Below are 25,676 nucleotides of genomic sequence, written 5' to 3'. Positions count from 1 at the left end.
GAAACCAGACACAGGTTCCAGCCCTAGACGCGGTGGTAGGGGGCCCCGGAAAGGATAGAGGCCGCGCGATACAGCTGTTCGGTCAACATCACCCGAACCAGCATGTGCGGCCAGACCATCTTGCCAAAGGACAATGCCGCATCCGCCTTGGCGCGAAAGGCCGGGTCGATCCCGTCGGCGCCGCCGATGACAAAGGCCACGTCCTGCCGCCCGGTGTCCCGCCAGCCTGCGAGCATGTCGGCGAATTGGGGAGAGCTTTGCACCTTGCCGCGCTCGTCCAGAATGCAGATCAACGCGCCGTTCGGGACCGCCTTTTCCAGAAGCGCCGCTTCGGCCGGCATTCCGCCGCCCTTCTTGTCCTCGACCTCGATCACCTGCGCCGGGCCAAGCCCAAGCGCCCGGCCGGTCCGGTCAAATCGTGTCAGGTAATCATCGACAAGGTCGCGTTCCGGACCCGCCCGAAGGCGGCCCACAACGACAAGATGGACCCGCATGGCCTAGCGGGCCTTGGTGGCGTCCGTTGACGGAAGCCACATCTTCTCCAGCTGATAGAATTCGCGCACTTCGGGGCGGAAGACATGGACGATCACATCGCCCGCGTCGATCAGCACCCAATCGCCGACGTCGCCGCCTTCGGTCTTGCACAGAATGCCAAGGCTGGATTTCAGACGCTCGGCCAGCTTGTCAGCGATGGACGACACCTGACGGCTGGACCGCCCGGATGCGATGACCATGTAGTCCGCGATCGTCGATTTCCCGCGCAGCGGGATTTCCACGATGTCTTCGGCCTTGTCGTCGTCAAGAGAGGCAAGCACGGCAGCGAGAGTCGCTTCGCTGGTGGCCTGAGGTGTGGCGGTCATATCGACCCCGCCCGGCTGGACGGCATTCGCCGCCAATGGTTCAAGAGACAGAACATTGTCCTCCTGCGTGGCGCGCCGTCAGCGGGCCCCGGCGCTGGGCCTGTCAAAAAGGTAGCAACGGACAGGTATCAAATCAATGAACAGCCCGAAGACAGGCCATTTCGCGCAAAACGCGCGTGGCTGCAAGCACACAATTGCAAGGGGGGATTGTCAGGCCCGGCCTGTGGAAGTAGCGTTTCGGCATCTGTCACATCAACCGCAGGAGGGTCGTGGCCATGGCAAAGCGTTTTCACGATCGGACCCGCGGTCCTGTCGCTGCCCTGCAAATCCGTTTGCAGGGCTGACCTTCGGGACACATCCTTCCCCCTCTGGTCGGCCTTTCGGGCCCGGTGCGACTCCGCGCCCATCCCCATGTTATGACAGGACCGATATGACTTTGCTGAACACCCGCGCCCTTTCGCTGACCCTTGGGCAATCCCTATTCACCGGACTGGACCTGACCATCGCCAAGGGCGACCGGGTCGGGCTGGTTGCTGCAAACGGCCGAGGCAAGACCACGCTTCTGCGCTGTCTTGCCGGGTCGGTCGACCCGACCGAAGGCGAAATCACCCGCGCTCGCGGCCTGCGGGTCGGATTGGTGGAACAGAATCCGCCGGCAGACCTGCTGTCACGCAGTTTCTACGATGCGGTGCTGAACGCGCTGCCCGAGGATCAGGCCGACTATGAAAGCTGGCGGGTCGATATCGTCCTTGATGACCTTGCCGTTCCCGCCGACCTGCGTGACCGCCCACTATCGGGGCTTTCGGGCGGTTGGCAGCGCGTCGCCCTTCTGGCGCGGGTCTGGGTGACGGAACCCGACCTTCTGTTAATGGACGAACCGACCAACCACCTGGACCTTGGCCGGGTCGGGTTCCTGCAACGCTGGCTGACAACCGTTGCCCGCGACACGCCTTGCCTGATCGCCAGCCACGACCGCGCCTTTCTGGACGAGGTGACAAACCGCACCCTGTTTTTGCGCGCCGAAGGGTCGCGCCAGTTCGCCCTGTCCTTCACCCCGGCCCGTGCGGCCTTGGACGAGGCGGACGCGGCCGACGACCGCCGGTTCGAAAACGAGATGAAGAAGGCGGACCAGTTGCGACGGCAGGCTGCCAAGCTGAAGAACATCGGGATCAACTCCGGCTCGGACCTTTTGGTCACCAAGACCAAGCAGTTGAAAGACCGCGCCGAAAAGATCGAGGCTGCCGCCCGCCCCGCGCATCAGGACCGATCCGCCGGGGCGATCCGCCTGACGAACTCCGACACGCACGCCAAGGCCCTGCTGGCGTTCGAGGAAACGGTGATCACGGCACCCGATGGGACCGTCCTGTTCCAGACGCCGAAAATCTGGATCAACAAGGGGGACCGCGTGGTTCTTCTGGGCCGGAACGGGGCCGGTAAGACCCAGCTGGTGCGCCGGGTCCATGCTGCATTTGGGTCAGAGGACCCGGACATCCGGGCCGCCGCAACCGCGATCCTTGGCTATTCGGACCAGTCCGTCAGCCAGCTGGACAGCTATGCCTCGCCGATGGAGGCCGTGACCCATGCCTTCGACGTGGGCGACCAGCGGGCGCGGGCCCTTCTGGCCGGGGCCGGGATGAATGTGGATTTGCAGAACGCGAAACTGTCGGCCTTGTCAGGCGGACAGAAATCCCGGCTGGCCATGCTGATCCTGCGCCTGACGAACCCGAACTTCTACCTGTTGGACGAACCGACCAACCACCTTGATATCGAAGGGCAAGAGGCGCTGGAGGCCGAGTTGCAGGCCCATGAGGCAAGCTGCCTTCTGGTCAGCCACGACCGAACCTTCGTGCGCAATGTCGGGACGCGGTTCTGGGAAATTCAGCGCAAGCGGCTGGTCGAGGTGGACAGCCCCGAAGCCTTTTTCGCCGAACAACTGGCCGATAGCGCCTAAAGGTCGAAGGTCGCGAAAACCGGGGCGTGGTCGCTGGGTTGCTCCCACCCCCGGGCATCGCGCAGGACGCGGCTGGAATGGGCCGCATTCACGATATCAGGCGTGGCCCAGACATGATCCAGCCGGCGGCCCTTGTCGGCGGCATCCCAATCCTTGGCCCGGTAGGACCACCAGCTATACAGCAGGCCCTCGGGGATATCCTTGCGGGTCACATCGACCCAGCCGCCCGCATCCTGCGCGGCGGCAAGGTGATCAACCTCGATCGGGGTATGGCTGACGATCTTCAGAAGTTTCTTGTGGTCCCAAACATCATCTTCGCGCGGGGCGATGTTCAGATCGCCGACCAGAATCGCCTTTTCTGGGCGATTGGCGTGAAAATGGTCCCGCATCTCGGTCAGGTAGTCGAGCTTTTGGCCGAATTTCTCGTTCATCTCGCGGTCGGGCACATCGCCACCGGCAGGCACATAGAAATTATGGACGGTCACCCCGTTTTCCAACTGTCCGGCGATATGGCGGGCGTGACCAAGTGCGGCGAAATCCTCGCCCCCCGCCTCGACCATCGGGATCTTCGACAGGATCGCGACACCGTTATAGCCCTTCTGCCCGCGCGCAACCATGTGGTGGTAGCCCAGCGCCTGAAACTGGTCGAGCGGGATCTTCTCGACCGGGCTTTTGCATTCTTGCAGACAAAGAACATCCGGCCCCTCTTCCGCCATCAGCTTGGCAACCAGCCTTTCGCGCAGGCGAACCGAATTGATGTTCCAGGTGGCAAGGGTGAAGGGCATCGGGGACTCCTGTTCGTGATCCGGCGCAGACTAGCGGGATGCCAGCCAGTCCGCCACCCGCGGCAGACCCGAAGTCAGGTTTTCTGTCGCATTGCCAAACCCGATCCGAACCGTGCCTTCCATCCCCATGACAGAGCCGGGCGTGAACATGACCCCGGTGTCGCGGATCAACGCCTCGCACAGGTCATAGGACGGCATGTCCAGATCGAAGGACAGAAGGGTTGTCGTTCCGCCGGCCGGTCGCACGAAATCGACCCCCGGCGTGGTCGCCACCCAATCAGAAAGGATCGTCAGGTTGGTCCGGGTAATCGCGCGGCTACGATCGAGAATTATCTCCGCGTGTTCCAGCGCCATCGTGGCGAAATAGTCGTCGATCACGCCGACGCTGATCGTCGTGTAGTCGCGATGTATTTCCACCGCCTGCATCAGATCGCGCGGCCCCACGATCCAGCCCAGCCGCAACCCTGCCAGCGAAAACGCCTTGGACGTGGACCCGGTGCTGATCCCTTTTTCGTAAAGGTCCGCGATGGAGGGTCCGGCGGCGTCGCTGTCCTGTTCCGTTCCGCGATAGACCTCGTCGCAAAGCACCCAGGCCCCATTGGCGCGGGCGATCTCGGCAATCTGGGTCAGCCCCTCTAGCCCGATCACCGCACCGGTGGGGTTGTTTGGGTTTGTCAGGGAAATCAACGTCGCGCCCTGCGCCAGCTCCGCCAACCGGTCCAGATCAGGAAGATATCCATCCTCGGCCCGCAGGGGCAGGCAGCGCACCTCTGCCCCGATGCTTTCGGGAATCGCCGTGTGTTGCTGATAGGTCGGTGTGATCGACACCACCACATCCCCCGCACTGACAAGGGTTTGGTAGATCAGATGGTTCGCCCCGATTGTCCCATGGGTGATCATCACAGTGTCGGGCGTTTGCCGCGCGTAAAGGCTGGCAACGGCCGCCCGCAGCCGGGGAGACCCGGTAATGTCGCCATAAGTCATTTTCAAAGCCGACAATTCGGAGGGCATCACCTGCGTCCGACCGGACATTTGCATCAGCTCTGCAAGGGTCAAGGAGGCGACACAGGTTTCCGCGAGGTTGATCTCGCACCGCGTCTCCCACTTGTTCATCCACTGTTCGACGCCGAAGGGTTCGATCCGCATCCTGCTCTCCTGCTTTTCAAGGTCGGGCCTTTATTCCAGCACGGAGCAGCACCCTGAATGTCAGAAAGTCTAATAGGGCATCTTGCGGAAAAGAAGCCCCCGGCCCCCAAGAAAAAAGCCCCGGCGGGAAAGCCGGGGCAATAAGTCCAACAGGGAGGTGATGAGCGGACCCACCACCGGGGGACTGCATGGTATTACCCCCGGCGCTGTGTCCTGTATTTGACCCAGATCAAGCGACCAGCCGATAGCCACCACTTTCGGTGACCAGCAGGCGCGCGTTGGAGGGATCGGGTTCGATTTTCTGCCGCAGCCGGTAGATATGCGTTTCAAGCGTATGGGTGGTGACCCCCGCGTTATACCCCCAGACCTCGTGCAGCAGCACGTCACGGGCAACCACGCCATCGGACGCGCGGTAAAGGAACTTGAGGATGTTGGTTTCCTTCTCGGTCAAACGCACCTTCTTGTCGTCTTCCGTCACCAGCATCTTCTGGGCGGGCTTGAACGTGTAGGGCCCAAGCTGGAACACCGCATCCTCGGACTGTTCATGGGTCCGCAACTGCGCCCGAATCCGGGCCAGAAGCACCGGGAACTTGAACGGCTTGGTGATGTAGTCATTCGCGCCGGCATCAAGACCAAGGATCGTGTCGCTATCCGTGTCGTGGCCGGTCAGCATGAGGATCGGACATTTGACCCCCTGCTTGCGCATCAGCTTGCACAGCTCCCTGCCATCGGTATCCGGCAGGCCGACATCAAGGATCACAAGATCATAAAGCGCTTCCTTGGCCTTTTTCATGGCCTCGGACCCTGACCCGGCCTCGAACACGTCGAAATCCTCGGTCATGATCAGCTGTTCGCCCAGCGCCTCGCGCAGGTCTTCGTCGTCGTCGACAAGAAGGATCTTTTTCAACTGTGCCATGTTGGCCTCCGTTCACGTCTGTCCTCACGGATTTGTGGCAGCCCTGCCAACCCGGCAAGGATTATGACACCTCATTCACGCGCTCGTGTCGGATTTGCCGGGAAATGTTTCAATCCGAAACCGAAACCGCTATCTGGAACGGGAAACGACAAGGGCCCGGACGATGGGATTTACCCCGGATATCACCGAACGGCTGGCGCGCGCCCGATCCGACCTGCGGATGGGGGTGCCTGTTGTGCTGGATGCCGATGGGGCGGCGGGGGCGCTGGTTCTGTCTGCCGAAACCGTCGACGCGGCCCGCCTTGCGGACCTGCGCGCCCTGTCGGGAACGGCGACCCTTGCCATCACCAACTGGCGCGCCGAAACCCTCAAGGCGCGGGCCTATGACGGAGATATTGCCCGGCTGACCGTTCCGCGCGACGCGACCCTGTCATGGGTCCGGGCCATTGCCGATCCGGCGGATGATTTGCGCGCGCCGATGAAGGGCCCGCTGCAAACCCAGCGTGATGGCGATGCCGACATGCACCGCGCCGCGATCGCCCTGTGCAAGGCGGCGCGCCTTCTTCCGGCCGCGCTGGTGCTTGACCTGCCTAATCCGGTGGCCTTCGCCCTTGAACATGACCTGACGCGCGTCCCCGCCAAATCCGCCCTGAACCCCGGCCTTGCCGCCCATGACCCCATCATCGCAGCCCGCCTGCCGATGGAAGCGGCCGAGGCCGGCCGCCTGCACATCTTCCGCCCGCAGGACGGGGCCGAAGAGCACTACGCGATAGAAATCGGCCAGCCGGACCGGTCAAAGCCGGTTCTCGCCCGGCTTCATTCGGCTTGTTTCACCGGCGATGTGCTGGGCAGCCTGAAATGCGATTGCGGCCCGCAACTGCGCGGCGCGCTGGCGCAGATGGGGGCAGAAGGCGCGGGTGTTCTTCTTTACCTCAATCAGGAGGGGCGGGGAATCGGGCTGGCCAACAAGATGCGGGCCTATTCGCTTCAGGATCAGGGGTTCGACACGGTCGAGGCCAACCACCGATTGGGGTTCGAGGATGACGAACGCGATTTCCGGATCGGGGCCGAAATCCTGCGCCGAATGGGGTTTGGGGCGGTTCGCCTGCTCACCAACAACCCCCGCAAGGTCGCCCGGATGGAAGAAAGCGGAATCACCGTGACCGAACGGGTGCCGCTGAAGGTCGGCGAAAACCGGTTCAACCACCACTATCTTGCCACTAAGGCCAAAAAGTCCGGCCACCTGCTTTAGGTTGCTGACCCCCTTTAATTTTTCAAGAGCCCTCACGATCTATGGCGCACCACAGGAGCTTGAGCGGCCTGTGGCCTGTGCCAGGCTCTTGGAACACACATCTTGGAAAACCTATTCTTTCTGATCGGCGGGCTGGCCCTTCTCCTTGCCGGTGGCGAAACACTCGTGCGCGGTGCGGTTGGCCTTTCTCGGCGCCTCGGGCTGTCCAAGGCTTTGATCGGGGTCACGATCATGGGCTTCGGCACGTCGATGCCCGAACTGGTAACTTCGATCGAGGCGACGCTTTCCGATGCGCCGGGAATTGCTATCGGAAACGTGCTTGGGTCGAATACCGCCAATATCCTCCTGATCCTTGGGCTGGCGGCCATTGTACGCCCCCTTTCAGCGAGCAGGGCCTTGCGTGGCGATCTGGTGGTCATGTTGGCCGCAACGGTCCTTGGCGGTTTGCTTTTGTTGCGCGGCACTCTCGGTTCGCTCGAGGCCATAATTTTGCTGGCCGGGTTTATGGGCTTTGTGATCTCCGCGGTCTGGCGCGGGCGTGCCCAAGACGAAGTTGATGACGAAGCACCGCCGTCTGGTTCAGTAGCGCCACTGGTCTATTCTCTGATGGGACTGGGAATGGTCCTGCTTGGTGCAAAATTGACAGTGTCGGGGGGCATTGGCGTCGCAAACGGGCTGGGCGTACCGCCGTCGATCATCGGGCTTTCGGTCATCGCCGTCGGGACTTCCTTGCCAGAGCTTGCGGCGTCAGTCGCCGCAGCCCGCAAAGGCCACGGAGATCTTGCACTTGGGAATATCCTTGGATCGAACATTTTCAACTTGCTCGCAATCCTCGGCATTTCTGCTGCGGCGCGGCCTTTGCAGGTGCCCGACCGTTTCCTGTCGCTCGACCTATGGATCACAATAGGGTCGGCTTTTCTGCTTCTCATCCTTCCGGCACTGGGCTGGCGCATGCCGCGGATCGCGGGGCTGATCTTTGTCTTTCTCTATGTCGGATATGTTTCCACCATGGGCGGCTGACGTTGCGTGACGGTTGATCCGGACTCGTCAACTCGGGATTATTCCCTCGACATATGGAGAACCGATCATGATCCCGACACTTCGCGTTCTGATCCACATGGGGTCGCTTCAGCGGCTGTTTCCTTTTTGGCTTGCGGGTATCGTGGCGGCGGCGACGTGGTTTAGCCCCTGGCTCCTGCTCGCCGTCTTATATGGGCTCTTACTGCAGTTTTTCGTCGAGTACGCGATGCACCGGTTCCTGCTGCACCGGGAGCCGCCCACGGATCAGGGCGTGTTCAACCAGCTCTACCGAAGCCATATCGCGCATCATGAATTTCCGGGCGACGCCGAGTTCTTCACCGGGGACGACCATTGGTATCCGGTCCGCTTTGGGCTGATCTCCTTTGCCATCCATACCCTTGCCCTCTGGCCATTTGTCGGGATCGGCGCTGCCGCGTTGTTTTCTTTTGTGGCCCTGTTCGTGGGATCCGTCAGCGCGTTTGCCTTCTACGAGTACTGTCACACGCTGGCGCATCTTAATGTGCGCAAGGGCTGGTTCGGGCAACGGGTGACGCGCAAACACCTTGCGCATCACTTTCAGGATCACGAGGCGACCTTTCATGTCAGCCTTGGGATGGAGTGGATCGACCGGTTGTTTGGCACCGCGCACGACCCGGACACCGCCCGCGCCCGCTATGACCGGGACACGATCCTGTCGATGGGCATGGATCCGGAGGATCTGCGTCTTGTCACCGCCCGCAAAGCCTATGGTATCCGCAAGCTGCCGCGGGGCCGGGCGCAGCGGTCGGAACAGCGGACCACTTGAACCCAGGCCTGGTTGCGGGGACAGTGGGCAGACCTGATGCAGCGATGGTCCGCCATGTCCCCCGACGATCTTGTTGTAACCCCCGTTGGCCTGCGGTTTGGCGGGCGGGTCTATCCCTGCACCCGTGGGCGCGGCGGCGTGACGGACCACAAGGCCGAAGGCGACGGGGCAACGCCGCGCGGTTCCCACCGCATCGTCGGCATGCTGTATCGGCCCGACCGGATCGCGCCGCCTGCCCCTTGGGCCGTGCCGATCCGCACTGGCGATCTTTGGTCAGACGATCCCAGAGCCGCCGACTACAACCTTCAGGTCCGGGCACCCTATCCCCATAGCCATGAAACCTTGCGGCGGGCCGACCCGATGTATGACCTTATTCTGATCACCGATTGGAACTGGCCACGGGCCGAACCCGGTCGGGGATCGGCGATATTTGTTCACCAATGGCGCAGGCCCGGGTATCCGACGGCGGGGTGCATTGGGTTGCGGCGCGATCACCTGCACGCAATCGCAGGGCGGATCGCACCCGGCACCCGGCTGATCGTGCTATAGTCAGGAATAGTCGCGTTCGCCAAAGATGGCAGAGCCGACCCGAACATGGGTCGCGCCGAAACTGATCGCCTTTTCAAAGTCGCCCGACATGCCCATGGACAGGCCGGCCAGCCCATTGCGGTCCGCCATCTTCGCCAGAAGCGCGAAATGCATCGACGGTTCCTCGTCCACGGGCGGGATGCACATCAGCCCAACGACGGGCAGATCAAGGGCGCGGCACTCTGCGACAAAACCATCCACCTCGGCGGGCAGCACCCCGGCCTTCTGCGGTTCTTCCCCGGTATTGACCTGAATAAACAGGTCAGGACAGTGGCCCATGTCCTGCGCCAGCCGGGCAAGGGTATTGGCCAGTTTCGGACGGTCCACCGAATGGATCGCCTGCGCCAGCTCCATGGCCTGCCGGGCCTTGTTGGTTTGCAGCGGGCCGATCAGGTGCAGCTCGATTCCCTCGTAGGATTTGCGGAAATCCGGCCATTTTCCCGCCGCCTCCTGTACCTTGTTCTCTCCGAACACGCGGTGGCCTTCGTCCAACACGGCGGCGACTCGTTCATTTGGCTGAACCTTGGAAACAGCGATCAGCGTCACCGATCCCGGGGCGCGGCCGGCCTCCTTGGTGGCAGATTCAATGCGGGCTTTGATCTCTGACAGGGACACGGGCTGGCTCCGTTCTGGGCAAGGTATTTCCAATGGCCACTGCATTATAAGCCGCGAACCGCGGTGTCACGATCCAAATCCGCCCCGCAGGTGTGTGGCGCAGTTGCATCATATTTCGGCAAGAGGGGCGCAGGCAGGGGCAAATTGCTTGAGTGCGCCGGGGGATAAGAGCAAACACACGATCAATGCTGGTTCAACTGGCATTCTCGGGAATGCAAACACGAGGGAAAAACCATGAAAAGCATCCTTCTCGCTTCTGCTTCGGTCATCGGCCTTGCCGGTGCTGCCGCTGCTGAAGTTGAATTCGGTGGCTCCGCCACTCTCGGCTACAACAGCCACGCCTACAGCTCGGGCGCGACCATCACCACGACCAACACCTACACCTACATCACTTCGGGCGGCAGCACTTCGACGGTCACGACCACGACTACCACTTCTAACGGCGCCGGTTTCTACTGGGATGCCGCTCTGGACGTGACCCTGTCGCAGACCCTGGACAACGGCCTGACCGTTTCGGCTTCGTTCGGCGTCGACATTGCCGACAACAACGGCGGACTGGACCTAGAGGCGGGTGACTATGTCATCTCGCTGACCTCGGACAATGCTGGCCTGTACTTCGGCGACACCGACACCGCTGCTGGCGTCAACTGGGCCCCCGGCTCGGCTCTTGACGGCGCTTATGGCGACGCGTTCGGCAGCACCGACTTCTCGTCCTCCAACGACCACGGTGCGGTTCTGCGTGGCGAAGTCACCATGGCTGGCGTTTCCGCCGCTGTGTCCTACCAGGTTGACGCTGACAGCACCGAGCTGAGCAACCTGCAGTTCTCGGCCGCTGCCGAGTTCGGCATGGCGACCGTCACCATGGCCTACCAGGACATGGATCACACCAACATGGTCGACTACACTCAAATTACTGACGAAGAGATCTTTGGCGAAGCTCTCGGCCTGTCCGTTGCTGCCACTCTCGGCGGTGCTGACGTGAACTTCGGCATGCTGCAAGTGAGCGACAACGTCAGTGGCTTCGAAAACACCGCTGTCGGTGTTGGCGTTTCCTACCCGGCCGGACCGGTCACCCTGGGTGCGTACTACACCACGAACTCCAACGCTGCTGTTGCAGACGCTTGGGGTCTCTCGGCTGACTACGACTCGGGCAACGGCATCACTGCTGGCATGACCTACGACTCCGACGACAGCTGGGAAATCACCGCTGGCTACGCTGCCGGTGCGATCACCGTCGACGCCGCGTTTGACTCGGACGATGACTTCTCGCTGGAAGGCTCCTACGATGTTGGCAACGGCCTCGTAGTCTACGCCGGTCTGGTCGACGCTGGCGACAGCATGTACCTCGGCGGCGAAATGGACCTCGGCGGCGGCGCTGCCCTGCTCGTGTCCTACGCTGACGACAGCGGTGCTGAGTCGGCCTTCGACGACGACATCGGTGCTCGTGACTACCAGGTCGGCACCACTGTTGAGCTGACCTTCGAGTTCTAATCGAACTTGAATTTCGAATAGGGAGAGCGGGCTTCGGCCCGCTCTTTCTTTTTGTCGATCTTCTTATCAAAAAAGGGGCCCGCAAGAACGAACTTGCGGGCCCCTTTGTGATCTCGACCAGATCGGATGTTAGTCGTCAAAGCCGTTTGGATAGAAGGGCTGAAGTTCCTTCTTGAGCGCGTCGAGATGCGCTTCGTATTTCTTCCAGCGTTTGACCGACGACTTATAGATCGGCTGCCTTACCTGCCAAACTGACAGGGTCTTGGCCCGGTTCTCGGTCTCTTGGAAATTGAGACAAGCATCATCCCATTCAAGCCCCAGGAAATCGATGACCTTCCGGGCCATTCCTTCCGTATCCGCCACCATATTTTCATACGGAACTTCCATGATTGGGTTTGGCAGTACCTTCTTCCAGTGCGCCATCAACTCAATGTGCTCTCGGTAGTACTGCCCAAGCGACGTCAGATCATCCGTGTAGCTGTGCCATTTCGAAAGCCGCTGCAAATAGCATGCAACGCAATTGTCCATCGGATCCCGCCGGGCATGAATGATGCGAGCCTCCGGGAACATTCGGGCGAACAGGCCGAGAAGCTCAAAATTGTGAAGGTTCTTGTCGACGACACGCAGTGCGCCGGGCCGCCTATTTGCTGTCTGCTCCAGATAGGCCTGCCGCACCAGCCCAAGCTTTTCTTCCGAAACCGTCTTGATCAGTTTGGACATTTCAGCGCCGTTCGCCTGCGGGACGCCCAAAAAGGGGAGTAGAGACCTAAGCGCGCCACTTTCCCCAACCGCAGCGGTTTGTGGGTGACTGGCAATAACCTGTTCAAGAAGCGTGCTTCCCACTCGGGGCATGCCAACAATCAGGACCGGCCGCTCTTCGTCATAGGTGGCACGTCCGAAGTAGTCGGCAATCGCAACATTCGCCTTGAGTTCCGCGACATATGTCTTTTGCTTTGCCCGATCATGTTGGGATGGCAGCAGCTCCTTGGCTTCCTTGAAAAGCAGGAAAGCTTCTTCGTGCTGGCCCGTATCCAGACGGGACTTGGCCAGACACTTGAGAGCTGTTTGAAGGGCAACGTCGCGCCCTTGATCGCGCAGAGCCGGAATAATGGTGTTTTCCAGATTCTCGACGTGAGGGTCGCCTTCCTTGAATTTGACCGACTCACTGTAGATGCCCATCACCTTCAGACTGTTGGGATGGGTCTCAAGAATATTGCGGCAGATGCTCGCCGATTCATCAAGCCTGCCAAGCGATCGAATGCACTTGGCGTGAAGGATGCGCGACGGAAGATGATCCGGGCGTTTCTTGAGCACCCGATCCAGGCATTCGACCGCTTCGTCAAACTCATCAAGCTTCTCAAAGACTGTCGCAGCGACATAGAGAGTGTCGGGATCGTTGCCACCTCTGACCAAGGAGTCCTTGGCGTACTTCTTGGCGGCAACGAGATCGTCCTTTCGGAAACAAAGCTCCGCCGCTTCTCGCAAGACTTCGTAGTCTGACCGATCCAGCTTCAAAGCATGTGCGATCACCTGATCCGCGTGCTTTGCCCGCTTCATATGGCGCATCAAGAGCCGTGCAAGAGCGGCGTAAAGTTTTACATCCTTGGGCCGTTGACGAATTGCTTCCTGATACAGACGTTCAGCTTCTGCATACCGCCGTTCATCAATTAGCGCCTCGCCCTTCTTCAGAATTTTTGCGCGGTTCAACTGCATTGCACGCTCCTTCTTGAGACATCTACACTCTTGAACACTTCCTTCCGAGTGATGCAAGACCGCGCTATAGACTTGCCGTGTGGGACACTGTTGGCTAGACCTTGGGGGACTTATGAAGGGGGCTCTCTTGCAGCTACGTCTTGGATCGGTTCGGGCAGGTGTCGCATTCGCCTTGATTGCCGCACTTGCGGCTTGCGGTGGAAGCGGCAGCGGCAGCATTGGCAGCAATCCCCTTGGCAGTATCGGCAGCCTTGGCATTTCCGGCGGTGGCGCCCGTGCCAATGAAAGCGCGACCCGGCAGGCGGCCCGCGTTCGTGGCACCGAAAGCGTCGCCGTGAACCGCTATCTCTGGGCGGCTTCGCTGGATGTTCTCAGCTTCCTTCCCATCGAAAGCGTCGATCCCTTCACCGGCGTGATTGTCTTTGGCTATGGCACCCCGCCGGGTGGCGGCCGCGCCTATCGCGCGACGGTTCATATCAGCGACCCGGCGCTGGACGCCCGCGCCCTGAACGTGGCGTTGCAAACCCGGTCCGGCCCTGTCGCCTCGGAAACCCAACTGGCGGTCGAGGATGCAATCCTGGCCCGTGCCCGTCAGCTACGGATTGCTGACGGCCGCCTATAGAAACCGCCCGCAAAACCAAGTAAACGAACGCCGGGCCACAGCGCCCGGCGTTTTCCTGTCCCCCATATGGACCCTGACCGACCCATGTCACGCTATTCCCCCGCCGAGATCGAATCCAAATGGCAAAAGGCCTGGGACGAGGCCGGAATCTTCCGCGCCACCCGGACCGCCGACAAGCCGAAATACTACGTGCTCGAGATGTTCCCCTATCCGTCGGGGCGCATCCACATTGGACACGTCCGCAACTACACGATGGGTGACGTGGTCGCGCGCTACAAGAAGGCGCAGGGGTTCAACGTGCTGCACCCGATGGGCTGGGATGCCTTCGGGATGCCGGCGGAAAACGCGGCGATGGCTTCGGGCGGGCATCCGAAGGACTGGACCTACGCCAACATCGACGTGATGAAATCGCAGATGAAGCCGCTGGGCTGGTCGCTGGACTGGTCCCGCGAACTGGCGACCTGTGACGCGGAATACTATGGCCAGCAACAGGCGCTGTTCCTTGATATGCTGGAAAAAGGGTTGGTCTACCGCAAGAACGCCGTGGTCAACTGGGACCCGGTCGACATGACCGTTCTGGCCAACGAACAGGTGATCGACGGCAAGGGTTGGCGGTCCGGGGCCGAGGTTGAACGGCGTGAGCTGACCCAATGGTTCTTCAAGATCTCGGACTTCTCCGAAGACTTGCTGGACGCTATCGACGGGTTAGACGATTGGCCCGCCAAGGTGAAACTGATGCAGGCCAACTGGATCGGCAAGTCCCGCGGGTTGCAGTTCGCCTTTGAACGCACCGATGGTGGCACCCCGATCGAGGTTTATACCACCCGCCCCGATACGCTGATGGGCGCGTCTTTTGTCGGCATTTCGCCCGATCATCCGCTGGCCAAGGATCTGGCCGCAACCAACCCGAACGTGGCCGAGTTCCGCGCCCAATGCGCCAAGGGTGGCACCACCGAAGAGGCGCTGGAAAAGGCCGAGAAGCTGGGCTTTGACACCGGAATCACCGTGCGCCACCCTCTGAACCCGGAGTGGGAGCTGCCTGTCTGGATCGCCAACTTTATCCTCATGGACTATGGCACCGGCGCGATCTTTGCCTGCCCGGCCCATGACCAGCGCGACCTTGATTTCTGCCGGAAATACGATCTTCCGGTCGTCGATACCTTCTTTGCGCTCGACGACCCGAAACCGGTGGTGGCAGAGGCCTTCGTGCCGCCGAAAACCGACAAGGTGAAATGGGTGAACCATTTCGCCGGGCTTGACGTGGCCACCGGCGAGGAAGCGATCAACGCCACCATCGACTTTGCCGAGGCCGCAGGCTGGGGCAAGGGCGTGACCAAGTTCCGCCTGCGGGATTGGGGCCTGTCGCGGCAACGCTATTGGGGCTGCCCGATCCCGGTTGTGCATTGCGACGCCTGCGGGGTCGTGCCCGAGAAGAAGGAAAACCTGCCGGTCGAGCTGCCCTATGACGAAGGCGGCAAGCCGATTGATTTCTCTATTCCCGGCAACCCGCTGGATCGCCACCCGACCTGGCGCGACTGCGCCTGCCCGTCCTGTGGTGCCCCCGCCCGGCGCGAGACGGACACGATGGATACCTTCGTGGATTCGTCCTGGTACTATGCCCGCTTTACCGCGCCGCGCGCCGATACGCCCACGGTGATGGAGGAAGCCGAGTACTGGATGAACGTCGACCAGTATATCGGCGGCATCGAACACGCGATTCTGCACCTTCTGTATTCCCGGTTCTTCGCCCGCGCGATGAACCTGACCGGCCACCTGCCCGAGAAAAGCCGCGAGCCGTTCAATGCCCTGTTCACCCAAGGCATGGTGACCCACGCGATCTATCAGACCCGCGACGCCGATGGCCGCGCTATCTATCACTTCCCCGAAGATGTGGAGCTGCGCGATGGCAAAGGGTTCCTGAAGGACGGAACCGAGGTGGAGATCATTCCCTCTGCCAAGATGTCCAAGTCCAAGAAGAACGTCGTCGACCCGGTCAACATCGTGCAGCAATACGGGGCGGACACCGCCCGCTGGTTCGTGTTGTCCGACAGCCCGCCGGAACGGGACGTGGAGTGGACCGCCTCGGGCGCAGAAGCGGCAAGCAAACACCTTGCCCGCGTGCATCGGATCGTGTCCGACATCTGCGAGATAGAAGACGGCGAAGGGGCCGAAGACCTCGACCTGCGCCGCGCCATGCACAAATGCATCGATGATGTGACCAAAGGCGTCGAAAGCTTTGGTTTCAACGCGGCCATTGCCAAGCTCTATGCCTTCACCAACACCCTGCAAAAGACCAAGGCCGGCGGCACCGTCCGCAAGGAGGCCGCGAAGGTTCTGGCGCAGTTGATGTCGCCGATGACGCCGCACCTATCCGAGGAACTTTGGCAGATGCTGGGCGGCGAAGGTCTGATCTCGGTCGCTGCCTGGCCGGTGGCCGATGCGGCCATGTTGGTCGAAGACACCGTGACCCTGCCGATCCAGATCAACGGCAAACGGAAGGCGGAAATCGTCCTGCCCAAGGACATGGGCAAGGAAGAGGTTGAAAAGGCCGTTCTGGCCGATGATGCTGTGGCCAAGGCGCTGGCAGGGGCCAGCCCGAAGAAAGTCATCGTTGTCCCCGGCCGGATCGTGAACCTTGTCATCTAGACGCCAGACCAGCCCGCTGACCCGCCGCGCAATCCTTTTCGGGGGGTGCGCGGCACTGGCGGGCTGCGGCTTTGCCCCGGTCTATGGCACAGGTGGACAGGCCGCCGCGCTGCGCAATGCGACCGTGGTCGAGACCGAGGACACTGTTGAAGGCTACCGGATCCGCCAGCATCTGGAGGATCGACTTGGTATCGCAGCGGCGGCGCGGTTCCGGCTTTCGATCACCGTTGATGTGACGCGCCGCGCGGTTGCTGTCGCCTCTGACAACAACACCACGCGGCAACGGTTGGAAGGCACGGCCTCTTACCGCCTGATCAACGACGCAGGTCAGGTTGTCACCCATGGCACTGTCAGCACCTTTACTGCCTATTCGACCACTGGCAGCACGGTTGCCACCGCCGCGGCTGAAGAAGACGCGCAGGACCGGCTGATGATCGCCCTAGGCGACCTGATCGTGACCCGCCTGATCGCCGCCGCGCCGCAATGAAACTGTCGCCCAGAGACGCCGCCGCCTATTTCCGGAAACCGGACCCGGCAAAGACCGGGCTGCTGATTTTTGGACAGGATGCGATGCGCGTGGCGCAGCGGCGGCAAGAGGTGATCGCCGCCCTTGTCGGGCCCGAGGGCGAGGCAGAAATGCGGCTTGCCCGTATTCCGGCGTCGGACCTGCGCAAGGATCCGGCCATGTTGCTGGACGCGGTGAAGGCGCAGGGGTTCTTTCCCGGTCCCCGGGTCGCCTTTGTCGAAGATGCGACTGACGGGCTGGCCAAAACAATCGAGGCCGCGCTTCAGGATTGGAAAGACGGCGACGCGCAGGTGATCGTAACTGCCGGCCAACTAACCGCGAAGTCGGCCCTTCGAAAGCTGTTCGAGGCGCACCCGAATACCTACTCGGTCGGCATCTACGACGAACCGCCAAGCCGCGACGAGGTTGAGGCGGCGCTGTCCCATGCCGGGCTGACACAGGTCGGGCGCGAGGCGATGGACGCGATCCTTGCCCTGTCCCGCACTCTGGACCCCGGCGATTTCCGTCAGACCATCGAAAAGCTGGGGCTCTACAAACGGGGCGACACCACCGACCTGACCATCGACGATATTACCGCCTGCGCGCCCCAATCGACCGAGGCCGATCTGGATGATGTCCTGTCCGTCGTGGCCGAGGCCCGGGTGCAGGAGATCGGGCCGGTCCTGAAACGGATCTACGCACAGGGCGTCAACCCTGTGGGTCTTTGCATCGGCGCAACCCGCCATTTCCGTACCCTGCACCTTGTCGCCTCGGATCCGGGCGGGCCCTCTGCCGGGATCGGACGAATGCGCCCGCCAATCTTCGGGCCGCGCCGCGATGCCATCGTGCGGCAGGCAAGCAATTGGGGCAGGGACAACCTGGAAAAGGCGCTGATGCTTCTGACCGATACGGACCTGCAGCTTCGCTCGTCCTCTCGTGCGCCGCAGCACGCATTGGTCGAACGGGCGCTTATTCGTCTTGCGATGATGGCCCGCCGATCCTGACGCCCCGCAGCGCGCGCCGCCCTAGGAAGGTGGCAAGGATGATCTTTGCGTCCAGTGGCAGGCAACGTTCGTTCAACCAGTCTTCATCAACCCGAGCGAGCCGCTCCGGATCGCGCATGTCGATGCCATTGACCTGTGCCCAACCGGTGATTCCCGGCCGGACATTCAGGACACCACGCACCTGCCGCGCCGCGATCAGGTCGGTCTGAACTGGCAGACAGGGCCGTGGCCCGACGAATGCCATATCGCCGCGAATCAGGTTCAAAACCTGCGGCAGTTCATCCAGCTTTGCCCGCCGCAGGATCCGGCCGATGGGTGTTACGGCGTTTTCTGGGACCTCGTGCGTTCCGGCAACCTTGGTCCCTTCGGCCATGGTCCGAAACTTGTAGCACCTGAAAATCCTGCCACTCCGGCCAACCCGGTCCTGCGCCAAGACGCCCGGCCCCGGCGACCCGAGCCTGACGGCCACCCAAATGCCAAGAAGCAGCCACCAGAACCCACCGATAACAACCGCGGAAAAGAGCAGATCAAAGGCCCGATGCGCAAAGGCATATGTCACCGCTTCATCTTGCTGGTCGGTCAGCACGCGGAATCCCGGCTTACCGGTTTCGATTGCATCGCACAGGCGGTCGATCGAGGTGGTCGGACGAAGCGACATCAGAATTGACAGCGCAATTGGCCGCAAGGCGACCGGCAGGCGCTGCGCCCGGCCGAGCCTGCCCGCCGCCTTGCCCGCAGCGTGAACCGCGCCAAGCCGGTAGATGCTCAGGGTCGGGTCGTCGGCCGCCAGCAGCGCCTGTTCCGCTTCGTGTTTGGTTTGATCGTAGGGGGCGCCGCCCTCGGCCCGCGCCGCATTGATCGAAGATGCAAAGATGAACCGCCGCACGCCCGCCGCCTGCGCGGCCAAGCGGGCCTTTGTCGCAGCCTCGACATTGTCCGCGCGGAACTCTGCAAGTGACCCTGATCGGTTGTTGTTGCGCGCCGCAAGGTGGACAACACAGTCCGCCCCGACTAAGGCCGTGGCCAGATCATCAGTCCCGAACCTTGGCAAGGTCGGCCAGGCCCCGGTGATCGCCTCTGCACGGTCGGTTACCAGACGCAGGTCATGCCCCCGCGCCAAGAGGCGCGGCACCAACATTCGTGCCACGAAGCCGGATGCCCCGGTCAGGACGATCAGCACGTTGCCTCCACCCGTCTTTGCCCCCAGAACGCAAAAAGGGCGAGCCATCGCTGGCCCGCCCGAATGTCATGCTGTGCGACGGATCAGGAGCCCGAAGCAGCGCTTGCCGAGGCCAGCGCGATCACGCCGCCAATCAGAGCCAGCGGCAGAAGCAGACCAAAGCTGCCACGGTCATCGTCCTGGACCAGAACGGTCGGCGGGGTTTCGATGACAACGGGGCTCAGGTTACCAGCTTGGGCAGCCACGCCGGACAGCGACAGGGCAACAGCGGCGATTGCGATCTTGGTTTTCATGCTAACGCTCCAACTAAAACGTAAATGTTGTTGCGACCGTAGCGCCGCGATCCATTCGATACAACTCCAGATATTCTAAAACTGTTTGAATTGGCACTCTGTTGCTAGATGCGCACGATGGCGACATAGCCCAATGCGGGTGACGCCAGTTCAAGCGATTGCAGAACCTGACCACCCCGGCCCCGCCAGTAGCGGTTTGAGAATGTAAACGCGTCGTTGGTGCAGGTTTCCTCGAAAACCGTCGATTCGAACTCTTGGCGCAGCGCGGACAGGACCTCATCACCTTTCCGGGCGGTTTCGCAATCAAACACCCATGTCGTGATCTGGTCCTGCCCATCCAGAACCTCGATAACCCGGCGGTGACGGGCCCCATCACGCAGGATGCTGGACAGAGGCGGCACAGCCCCGCCCATCATGTCATTGCCAAAGCCCCGCGTTCCGACAAGCCCACCGCCCCGCAGGACGACAGCCTGCCCCTCGGGATGCATGAAGGTGTCTTTGCCTGCGTTTTCCGCGACAAGGTAGAACCGGCCCGTCGCGCCTGTCGCCACCACCTGCACGACAACCGAAGGCGCATCCGGAACGCCGCCAGACGCGGCAGCGGCTGTTTCAGCCTCGCTGGACAAAAACCGTCCCGCCACCGCAGCCATCGGGGAATCCGATACGAGCGGCCCGCAGCCCAGAAGAAGTAGGCACGCCAGAAAACTGGCTGAGATCTTTCCTAGCGCCAAAACCGCCCCCAGCTATCATCATATTCAAAGAAATGCCCGTCCCGGACCACATCATAAAGGCGGCCGTCGACGTTCAGACGCGCGCCCCCGTCCCGGGTCAGGGAACTCAGGTTGGTTTCGATCTCGCGGCGGCTTGGCTGCCCGAAGGCCCAGTCAAATGGAACCGTTACCCGGATGCCCTTGTCGAACGACCCCTCGCCGAAATCTTCGTAGGACACGTCGGTCAGGGTGACATAGGCCCCGACCCGCCAGCCATTCGCGAATTCCCGATCAAGCGAGAACGTGGCACCCCAATCCCCTGCAAGGTAGCGGCCCAGATCGACCTGCGCATGGAACCCGTTGTCGAATGCGTAATAGGCGGACAGATGCCCTGTCACGACGTCATAATCCTGGAACCCCAGCATCATGTCATAGTCGCGCTGCATGACGTAGTTCAGCTCGGCCCCCAGCGCGAGGTTGCTGTCCACCGGCTTCCACAGAAGCTCGGTCGAGACACCGCCGAACATCCGTTCCAGATACCCGGCCGTAACCCGCGAATAGATATTGGCGCCCGGATGCCCGTACCAGGCAAGGGTCAGGTACTCGATACCCGGGTCGCCCTCAGCGGCGTAATAGGGTGCGTTTCGGCGAACCGGCGGCAGGGTCGAGGGCGAAATGGACCCGATCTCGTCCCGGTTTCCGATCAGACGCTTGCGAATGGCCCCTTCCATCACAAGGTTGGGACGAATTTCATAGCGGGCGGACAACTCGACACCAAGGTCGCCGCGCACCGGCTGATCACCGTCAAAGATCGTCAGCTCCATGTAGGGGGCGATCCCCCATCCGAAACTGGGCCGGGTGTTTTCCGTCGGCACGAGCCCTTCGGAACCAGATGCCGCGGCGATAACGGCCCGGTCATGAATCGCTTGCGCCGCGCCCGGTTCGTTTTCCAACGCCTCGATATCGCTGCGCCGCAGGGTGATGGAGGCAAGCGGAATGCCCGCCTGAACCGGCTCCAGGACGAAGGTTTCGATCGACCAGGGTGTCGCATGGGTCAGAATTCGGGCGATCCGTCCGGCGGCCTGCGCCTCTGCCCGGTAGCGGGTGTTCTCATAACGTATCCGCAACCGGCGATCCGAGAGTTCCAGGCCAAGAACCTGCACCCCTTCCTGTGCCAGAACCGCAGTCAGGGCATCGCGAATGGCCGTGTCGGGCAGGATGGACCGGTCCCAGCTTTGGGCAGCGAGGGCCCCGCCGGGACGGACGGCCACCGGGATTGGCGCGGATTCCAGACCGCTGGGGGCCGCGCCTGTTGTCGGATCAAGAACGATGGTCGCGCCGATGGCGATTTCCGACCCATACAGGTAGGATGCGGACAGCTGATAGCCGGGCCGCGGTGTATAGGTCACGCCGACGTTAACGGGCGAGCGTTGATCGATGGCCCCGACAGAGGTTTCGTCGACATAGGCATCCGACGAATACTCGAGCTTGACGCCCCAATCTTCGTTCACCTGCCATTCCACCCCACCGAAAAACGCGGCATCCCCCCGGAACAGCACATCGGTCGCCAGCGTCCCGCCAACGCCGAAATCATTCGGGGGCCGGACATCAAGGCCGAAAGGATTGCCAAAGCCGTCCCGTGTGCCCAAACGGCCCCAGCCGATCCCGCCGGTGACCCGCAGGTCCTCGCCGATCCCCTTGGTGGCCACGATGTATTCCGAGGTATAAAGCCCGGTCCCGATGAAATCCCGCAGACCAACCGCGATGGCCGGGACCACATCACCCTCTTCGACTAGCTGGTAGCGCAAGTCAAAGCTGCGGTCATAGATCTCGTCCAGCGTTGGCAGCCAGAAATCATCGATATGCGAATAGCGGAAACTGCCGGACAGGCGTGGCGTCACCTGAAAGGTGAATGTCGTGCGTTGCTGCGATGAAAACCCGCCTATGGTTGCGGCAACTTCGGCGTCCGGCGCCATGTCGGCGGTCGGCATTTCGATCAGACCGACCTCTCCGAACAGGGAATAGGTCGGACGCCAATCTTCCGCCTGCGCAACTGAAACGCCCGCCAGAAGCGCCACAATAGAGGTGTTCAACCTGTTCAACGTCCGCCCCCGGCCAGAGTTTCCTTGCCTCACCATTCTTCTACCGAAGCCCGCCGCGACCGGCAAACCTCCTGCGCGCAATTGTTTGAAATGTGCGGATATCCGGTCACTTTATTGCCGGGGTGCGGCAACAAAGCCTTAACTCCGGCCCGGTAACGATGGGGCATGATCATCTGTCACAGCCGCCGTTTCATCTATTTCTCCAATCCGTTCTGCGGGTCGGACCGGGTGCGCGCCCTGCTGGATCCATGGAATGAAGAACCGGTCGTCGCCTTTGAACAGCGCATTCCCGAACGGCCCTTTTATACCCATATGTCCCCGACAGAGGCGGAATGGACCTTCGACGCGCTCGGGCTGAAATTCAACGATTACGACCGCATCACCAACCTTCGCAGCCCTTTCGACCGGCTGCCCGAGGTCTACGAAGCGGTCGAGCGGTCAGACCCGATCTGGCGCATGCGCAAACGCTCCGGCGTCGGCGTGCCGACATTTGAAAACTGGCTGGCCCGAACCCGTCCGAACGGACGTGGGGCCGGTGGGCGGGCACATCAGCGGTGGCGCAGGTTCGGCACCTGGTCCGCCGAAGACTGGTGCGCGGGCCGGATCACGCGGGTTTTGCGCTGTCACCGCATGAACCAGGATCTGGGCGCCCTGTTTGCCGATCTGGGGATCGCGCCGTCCAAGCCCATCCCGCCCGGATGCGATGCCTGCACCGACAAGGGGCAGGAACTGCTGACGCCGCGCGCGGTCGCGATGATCTCGGAAAGATACGCGACCGAAATAAGCGAATACGGTTATCAGGTGCCCGATCTGAATATCGCGGCCTGATCTAGCCTTCGGTCAAGGTCACCCCGGCGGCAGCCATACCTTGGCGAGCTGCTTCAAGCGATCCGTCAAAATCAATCGCCCGGCACAGGTCCAGCCGGACCGTAACATCAAAGCCAAGGCGCGCCGCATCGACCGCCGAATAATTCACGCAGAAATCGGTCGCGAGCCCAACCATCGTCAGTGTGGTGATCCCGCGGGTCCGAAGGTAGCCTTCCAACCCCGTGGGTGTGGCATGATCATTCTCAAAGAAGGCCGAATAGCTGTCGATCTCCGGGTTGAACCCCTTGCGCATGATCAGGTCACCGTCCGTGCGCAAACCGCGATGGAACGCGGCCCCGTCGGTCCCCTGAATGCAGTGGTCGGGCCAAAGAACCTGCGGCCCATAGGGCATCTGGGTCAACTCCATCGGGGCCTTCCCCGGGTGCGACGACGCGAAGGACGAATGGCCCGCCGGGTGCCAGTCCTGCGTCAGGATCACCGTATCGAAATCCACCATCAGGCCATTGATCCCCGGAACGATCTCGTCCCCGCCCGGGACGGCCAAAGCGCCGCCGGGGCAAAAATCGTTCTGCACGTCGATCACGATCAGCGCCTGTGTCATCTTGGCCTCCCCTTTGGTTGCCCTATCGGTAGGGCGCACAGGTCCGCCGGTCAACCGGACGCACCTTGCCGAACGCGAGACGCGGGCGTATGGAACCGGCATGTTTACCGTCGCTGCGCTCTATCATTTCACCCCTTTCGATAATCCCGCTGACCTGCGCGGGCCACTTCTGGCGCTGTGCGAGGCGCAGGGTGTCACCGGGTCCCTTCTGCTGGCACGCGAGGGGATCAACGGAACGATCGCGGGCAGCCGCGCAGGGATCGACGCGGTTCTGTCCCATGTCCGGAACCTGCCGGGATGCGCCGATCTGGATTGGAAGGAAAGCACCGCCACGGACCAGCCCTTTGGCCGGATGAAGGTGCGGCTGAAGAAAGAAATCGTGACGATGGGTCAGCCCGATGTGGACCCGCGTGCCGCCGTCGGCCACTACGTCGCGCCACAGGACTGGAACGCGCTGATCAGCGCCCCCGATGTCGCGGTGATCGACACCCGCAACGACTACGAAGTGGGGATCGGCACCTTCCGTGGGGCCATCGACCCCAAGACCGAAAGCTTCCGCGACTTCCCCGCTTGGTGGGAGGCGAACAAGGACCGGTTCCACAACAAGCGGATCGCCATGTTCTGCACCGGCGGCATCCGCTGCGAGAAATCCACCAACTACCTCATGTCGCAGGGGGTCGAGGATGTGTTCCACCTCAAGGGTGGCATTCTGAAATATCTGGAAGACGTGCCTGAGGAAGACAGCCTGTGGGACGGCGAGTGTTTCGTATTCGACGGGCGCGTGTCGGTCGGGCACGGGCTAAAGGAAGGTCCGCACGAGCTGTGCCATGCCTGCCGCCGACCGCTGCTGCCCGAAGACAAGACCCGGCCTGAGTTCGAAGAGGGCGTGTCCTGTCACCAATGCGCCGAACAGACCAGTGAGGCCGACAAGGTCCGGTTCCGTGAAAGGCAGAAACAGATCGCATTGGCCAAGGCGCGCGGTGAACGCCACCTTGGCCGCCGGTCTGCATGACGAGCGCCCCAAGGATCGTTCTTGCCCTGATGGTCGGCGCCGCCGCTGGCTGGACCGCGAACCGGCTTGGATTGCCGCTGCCCTGGATGCTGGGGCCGATGATCGCCAATACCCTGCTGTCGATCCTCAAGGCCCCGGTCGCTGCACCCGCCGGTCTGCGGCCCTTCGTGATCCCGGTGATCGGTGTCCTGCTCGGCTCGACGATCAGTGCAGAGATCCTTGGCAGGTTGGGGGAATGGGCGCTGACCGTGGCCGTGATGCTGCCCTTCCTCGCGGTTGCGGCGGCGGGATCTTACTTCGTCTATCGCCGGATCGGGGGATATGACCCGGTCACAGCCTACTTCTCGGCCATGCCGGGTGGGTTGAATGAAATGCTGATCATGGGCGCGGCCTCTGGCGGGGTGGAAAAGCGGATCGCCCTGGCCCATGCCAGCCGCATCCTTGTCGTGATCAGCTTTGTCGGGCTGTTCTACGGTCTGGTGCTGGATGTCCGGTCGTCCAGCGGTGCGGCACGAGGCTGGGTCGCTCTGTCGACATTGTCGCCGCAGGATTGGGCGTGGCTTGGCGGCTGCGCGCTGGTCGGTATTCCCGTCGGTCGGTTTCTTCGACTACCCGCACCCGTCATGTTGGGCCCAATGCTCCTCAGCGGGATCGCGCATCTGTTGCATCTGGTCGAGGTCGCGCCGCCGTCGCTTCTGGTCATCGCCGCGCAGATCGTTCTGGGAACAGTGATCGGATGCCGGTTCCTGGGGGCATCCGCCCGGGAAATCGGTCGCGATATCTGGTTGGGGGTCTGGTCGTCCTCGGCGATGTTGCTGGTCGCGGTCGGCTTCGCGTTTCTCACCGCATCCCTGACCGATACCCCAGTGGCACAGGTCTTTCTGGCCTACAGCCCCGGCGGGCTGACCGAGATGTCGCTTCTCGCGCTCGCGATGGGACAGGACGTCGCCTATGTTTCGATCATGCACCTGTTGCGCATTCTGATCGTGATCGTGGCCGCCCCAGCGGTGTTCCGGCGCAGGTAGGCCCCG

25 protein-coding genes are annotated in these 25,676 nt (G+C 62.0%); 13 read left to right on the top strand and 12 right to left on the bottom strand.

Going from position 1 to position 25,676, the window contains the following annotated elements; all coding sequences use genetic code 11:
• Positions 1–23 precede the first annotated feature (23 nt).
• Together rlmH and rsfS are read right to left on the bottom strand one after the other, a co-directional pair.
• Positions 24–494, bottom strand: a complete 471-nt coding sequence (gene rlmH / locus EU803_RS10565; RefSeq protein WP_129682561.1) for a 23S rRNA (pseudouridine(1915)-N(3))-methyltransferase RlmH — start codon at positions 492–494, stop codon at positions 24–26.
• A 3-nt stretch (positions 495–497) separates the two neighbouring features.
• Positions 498–860: a ribosome silencing factor gene (gene rsfS, locus EU803_RS10560; protein WP_129682559.1), complete on the bottom strand. Its 363-nt coding sequence runs from the start codon at positions 858–860 to the stop codon at positions 498–500.
• Between the two features lie 430 nt (positions 861–1,290).
• On the opposite strand from rsfS, the gene EU803_RS10555 reads away from it, so the two are divergent.
• A complete protein-coding gene (locus EU803_RS10555) occupies positions 1,291–2,811 on the top strand; it encodes an ABC-F family ATP-binding cassette domain-containing protein (protein WP_129682557.1) in 1,521 nt (506 codons plus the stop codon).
• Here EU803_RS10555 and EU803_RS10550 read toward each other — a convergent pair.
• The 3 genes from EU803_RS10550 to EU803_RS10540 form a co-directional block, all read right to left on the bottom strand.
• Positions 2,808–3,596: an exodeoxyribonuclease III gene (locus EU803_RS10550; protein WP_129682555.1), complete on the bottom strand. Its 789-nt coding sequence runs from the start codon at positions 3,594–3,596 to the stop codon at positions 2,808–2,810. The genes EU803_RS10555 and EU803_RS10550 overlap by 4 nt on opposite strands.
• A gap of 30 nt (positions 3,597–3,626) precedes the next feature.
• Complete coding sequence (locus EU803_RS10545; protein WP_129682553.1) at positions 3,627–4,742, bottom strand: aminotransferase class I/II-fold pyridoxal phosphate-dependent enzyme; 1,116 nt, start codon at positions 4,740–4,742, stop codon at positions 3,627–3,629.
• Between the two features lie 229 nt (positions 4,743–4,971).
• Entirely contained in the window at positions 4,972–5,658 is a 687-nt protein-coding gene (locus EU803_RS10540) for a response regulator transcription factor (RefSeq protein WP_129682552.1), read from the bottom strand.
• 163 nt (positions 5,659–5,821) lie between these two features.
• Between EU803_RS10540 and ribA the strand changes: the two genes are divergently transcribed.
• The 4 genes from ribA (at position 5,822) to EU803_RS10520 (ending at position 9,284) form a co-directional block, all read left to right on the top strand.
• Complete coding sequence (gene ribA, locus EU803_RS10535; RefSeq protein WP_129682550.1) at positions 5,822–6,910, top strand: GTP cyclohydrolase II; 1,089 nt, start codon at positions 5,822–5,824, stop codon at positions 6,908–6,910.
• A 102-nt stretch (positions 6,911–7,012) separates the two neighbouring features.
• Entirely contained in the window at positions 7,013–7,930 is a 918-nt protein-coding gene (locus EU803_RS10530; protein ID WP_165352816.1) for a calcium/sodium antiporter, read from the top strand.
• Positions 7,931–7,997: 67 nt separating this feature from the next.
• Positions 7,998–8,735, top strand: coding sequence for a sterol desaturase family protein (locus tag EU803_RS10525; protein WP_129682546.1), 738 nt, complete (start codon positions 7,998–8,000; stop codon positions 8,733–8,735).
• Positions 8,736–8,789: 54 nt separating this feature from the next.
• Positions 8,790–9,284, top strand: coding sequence for a L,D-transpeptidase family protein (locus EU803_RS10520; protein WP_129682766.1), 495 nt, complete (start codon positions 8,790–8,792; stop codon positions 9,282–9,284).
• Here the strand turns inward: EU803_RS10520 and EU803_RS10515 are convergent, their stop codons facing one another.
• Complete coding sequence (locus tag EU803_RS10515; RefSeq protein ID WP_129682544.1) at positions 9,285–9,938, bottom strand: YggS family pyridoxal phosphate-dependent enzyme; 654 nt, start codon at positions 9,936–9,938, stop codon at positions 9,285–9,287.
• A 234-nt stretch (positions 9,939–10,172) separates the two neighbouring features.
• Between EU803_RS10515 and EU803_RS10510 the strand changes: the two genes are divergently transcribed.
• A complete protein-coding gene (locus EU803_RS10510) occupies positions 10,173–11,429 on the top strand; it encodes a porin (RefSeq protein WP_129682534.1) in 1,257 nt (418 codons plus the stop codon).
• A gap of 129 nt (positions 11,430–11,558) precedes the next feature.
• Here the strand turns inward: EU803_RS10510 and EU803_RS10505 are convergent, their stop codons facing one another.
• Positions 11,559–13,142 carry a tetratricopeptide repeat-containing sulfotransferase family protein gene (locus EU803_RS10505; protein ID WP_165352815.1) on the bottom strand — a complete coding sequence of 528 codons (1,584 nt, stop codon included), beginning with the start codon at positions 13,140–13,142 and terminating at the stop codon, positions 11,559–11,561.
• 127 nt (positions 13,143–13,269) lie between these two features.
• Between EU803_RS10505 and EU803_RS10500 the strand changes: the two genes are divergently transcribed.
• The 4 genes from EU803_RS10500 to holA all read left to right on the top strand — a co-directional run bounded on the left by EU803_RS10500 (position 13,270) and on the right by holA (position 17,919).
• The gene (locus tag EU803_RS10500; protein WP_242494338.1) at positions 13,270–13,764 is read left to right on the top strand and encodes a DUF3576 domain-containing protein; all 495 of its coding nucleotides are present in this window, start codon (positions 13,270–13,272) and stop codon (positions 13,762–13,764) included.
• Positions 13,765–13,848: 84 nt separating this feature from the next.
• Positions 13,849–16,410: a leucine--tRNA ligase gene (gene leuS, locus EU803_RS10495; RefSeq protein ID WP_129682528.1), complete on the top strand. Its 2,562-nt coding sequence runs from the start codon at positions 13,849–13,851 to the stop codon at positions 16,408–16,410.
• Positions 16,400–16,897 (top strand): LPS assembly lipoprotein LptE, encoded by a 498-nt coding sequence (gene lptE, locus EU803_RS10490; RefSeq protein WP_242494337.1) that lies wholly within the window; start codon positions 16,400–16,402, stop codon positions 16,895–16,897. Before leuS ends, lptE begins: the two co-directional genes overlap by 11 nt.
• Positions 16,894–17,919 (top strand): DNA polymerase III subunit delta, encoded by a 1,026-nt coding sequence (holA, locus tag EU803_RS10485; protein ID WP_129682526.1) that lies wholly within the window; start codon positions 16,894–16,896, stop codon positions 17,917–17,919. Before lptE ends, holA begins: the two co-directional genes overlap by 4 nt.
• Here holA and EU803_RS10480 read toward each other — a convergent pair.
• The 4 genes from EU803_RS10480 to EU803_RS10465 form a co-directional block, all read right to left on the bottom strand.
• Positions 17,885–19,147, bottom strand: coding sequence for a hybrid nucleoside-diphosphate sugar epimerase/sugar transferase (locus EU803_RS10480; RefSeq protein ID WP_129682524.1), 1,263 nt, complete (start codon positions 19,145–19,147; stop codon positions 17,885–17,887). The genes holA and EU803_RS10480 overlap by 35 nt on opposite strands.
• A gap of 35 nt (positions 19,148–19,182) precedes the next feature.
• The gene (locus EU803_RS10475; protein ID WP_129682522.1) at positions 19,183–19,392 is read right to left on the bottom strand and encodes a hypothetical protein; all 210 of its coding nucleotides are present in this window, start codon (positions 19,390–19,392) and stop codon (positions 19,183–19,185) included.
• Between the two features lie 104 nt (positions 19,393–19,496).
• On the bottom strand, positions 19,497–20,042 hold the full coding sequence (locus EU803_RS10470; RefSeq protein WP_129682520.1) for a YjbF family lipoprotein: 546 nt from the start codon (positions 20,040–20,042) through the stop codon (positions 19,497–19,499).
• 71 nt (positions 20,043–20,113) lie between these two features.
• Positions 20,114–22,240 carry a YjbH domain-containing protein gene (locus tag EU803_RS10465; RefSeq protein WP_129682518.1) on the bottom strand — a complete coding sequence of 709 codons (2,127 nt, stop codon included), beginning with the start codon at positions 22,238–22,240 and terminating at the stop codon, positions 20,114–20,116.
• Between the two features lie 129 nt (positions 22,241–22,369).
• Here EU803_RS10465 and EU803_RS10460 point away from each other — a divergent pair, with 129 nt between their 5' ends.
• On the top strand, positions 22,370–23,032 hold the full coding sequence (locus tag EU803_RS10460) for a hypothetical protein (RefSeq protein WP_129682515.1): 663 nt from the start codon (positions 22,370–22,372) through the stop codon (positions 23,030–23,032).
• 1 nt (position 23,033) lies between these two features.
• Here the strand turns inward: EU803_RS10460 and pncA are convergent, their stop codons facing one another.
• Positions 23,034–23,633: a bifunctional nicotinamidase/pyrazinamidase gene (pncA, locus tag EU803_RS10455; RefSeq protein WP_129682513.1), complete on the bottom strand. Its 600-nt coding sequence runs from the start codon at positions 23,631–23,633 to the stop codon at positions 23,034–23,036.
• A 100-nt stretch (positions 23,634–23,733) separates the two neighbouring features.
• Here pncA and EU803_RS10450 point away from each other — a divergent pair, with 100 nt between their 5' ends.
• The gene (locus EU803_RS10450) at positions 23,734–24,645 is read left to right on the top strand and encodes a rhodanese-related sulfurtransferase (RefSeq protein WP_129682511.1); all 912 of its coding nucleotides are present in this window, start codon (positions 23,734–23,736) and stop codon (positions 24,643–24,645) included.
• On the top strand, positions 24,642–25,670 hold the full coding sequence (locus tag EU803_RS10445) for an AbrB family transcriptional regulator (protein WP_129682509.1): 1,029 nt from the start codon (positions 24,642–24,644) through the stop codon (positions 25,668–25,670). Before EU803_RS10450 ends, EU803_RS10445 begins: the two co-directional genes overlap by 4 nt.
• Positions 25,671–25,676: the final 6 nt, after the last annotated feature.

This window comes from Loktanella sp. IMCC34160, assembly GCF_004145845.1.
In the GTDB taxonomy this organism is placed as follows: Bacteria; Pseudomonadota; Alphaproteobacteria; order Rhodobacterales; family Rhodobacteraceae; genus SELP01.
This window is presented reverse-complemented; position numbering and strand designations above follow the sequence as displayed.

What these genes read in the sequence shown, in the direction of transcription:
- leuS (WP_129682528.1), top strand. Translation starts at nt 13,849, where the DNA reads ATGTCACGCTATTCCCCCGCCGAGATCGAATCCAAATGGCAAAAGGCC.
- EU803_RS10480 (WP_129682524.1), bottom strand. Translation starts at nt 19,147, where the DNA reads ATGGCTCGCCCTTTTTGCGTTCTGGGGGCAAAGACGGGTGGAGGCAAC.
- EU803_RS10475 (WP_129682522.1), bottom strand. Translation starts at nt 19,392, where the DNA reads ATGAAAACCAAGATCGCAATCGCCGCTGTTGCCCTGTCGCTGTCCGGC.
- EU803_RS10555 (WP_129682557.1), top strand. Translation starts at nt 1,291, where the DNA reads ATGACTTTGCTGAACACCCGCGCCCTTTCGCTGACCCTTGGGCAATCC.
- rlmH (WP_129682561.1), bottom strand. Translation starts at nt 494, where the DNA reads ATGCGGGTCCATCTTGTCGTTGTGGGCCGCCTTCGGGCGGGTCCGGAA.
- EU803_RS10450 (WP_129682511.1), top strand. Translation starts at nt 23,734, where the DNA reads ATGTTTACCGTCGCTGCGCTCTATCATTTCACCCCTTTCGATAATCCC.
- EU803_RS10550 (WP_129682555.1), bottom strand. Translation starts at nt 3,596, where the DNA reads ATGCCCTTCACCCTTGCCACCTGGAACATCAATTCGGTTCGCCTGCGC.
- EU803_RS10465 (WP_129682518.1), bottom strand. Translation starts at nt 22,240, where the DNA reads ATGGTGAGGCAAGGAAACTCTGGCCGGGGGCGGACGTTGAACAGGTTG.
- pncA (WP_129682513.1), bottom strand. Translation starts at nt 23,633, where the DNA reads ATGACACAGGCGCTGATCGTGATCGACGTGCAGAACGATTTTTGCCCC.
- rsfS (WP_129682559.1), bottom strand. Translation starts at nt 860, where the DNA reads ATGACCGCCACACCTCAGGCCACCAGCGAAGCGACTCTCGCTGCCGTG.
- EU803_RS10445 (WP_129682509.1), top strand. Translation starts at nt 24,642, where the DNA reads ATGACGAGCGCCCCAAGGATCGTTCTTGCCCTGATGGTCGGCGCCGCC.
- EU803_RS10470 (WP_129682520.1), bottom strand. Translation starts at nt 20,042, where the DNA reads ATGGCTGCGGTGGCGGGACGGTTTTTGTCCAGCGAGGCTGAAACAGCC.
- EU803_RS10540 (WP_129682552.1), bottom strand. Translation starts at nt 5,658, where the DNA reads ATGGCACAGTTGAAAAAGATCCTTCTTGTCGACGACGACGAAGACCTG.
- EU803_RS10545 (WP_129682553.1), bottom strand. Translation starts at nt 4,742, where the DNA reads ATGCGGATCGAACCCTTCGGCGTCGAACAGTGGATGAACAAGTGGGAG.
- EU803_RS10505 (WP_165352815.1), bottom strand. Translation starts at nt 13,142, where the DNA reads ATGCAGTTGAACCGCGCAAAAATTCTGAAGAAGGGCGAGGCGCTAATT.
- holA (WP_129682526.1), top strand. Translation starts at nt 16,894, where the DNA reads ATGAAACTGTCGCCCAGAGACGCCGCCGCCTATTTCCGGAAACCGGAC.
- EU803_RS10525 (WP_129682546.1), top strand. Translation starts at nt 7,998, where the DNA reads ATGATCCCGACACTTCGCGTTCTGATCCACATGGGGTCGCTTCAGCGG.
- ribA (WP_129682550.1), top strand. Translation starts at nt 5,822, where the DNA reads ATGGGATTTACCCCGGATATCACCGAACGGCTGGCGCGCGCCCGATCC.
- EU803_RS10510 (WP_129682534.1), top strand. Translation starts at nt 10,173, where the DNA reads ATGAAAAGCATCCTTCTCGCTTCTGCTTCGGTCATCGGCCTTGCCGGT.
- EU803_RS10520 (WP_129682766.1), top strand. Translation starts at nt 8,790, where the DNA reads ATGTCCCCCGACGATCTTGTTGTAACCCCCGTTGGCCTGCGGTTTGGC.
- EU803_RS10460 (WP_129682515.1), top strand. Translation starts at nt 22,370, where the DNA reads ATGATCATCTGTCACAGCCGCCGTTTCATCTATTTCTCCAATCCGTTC.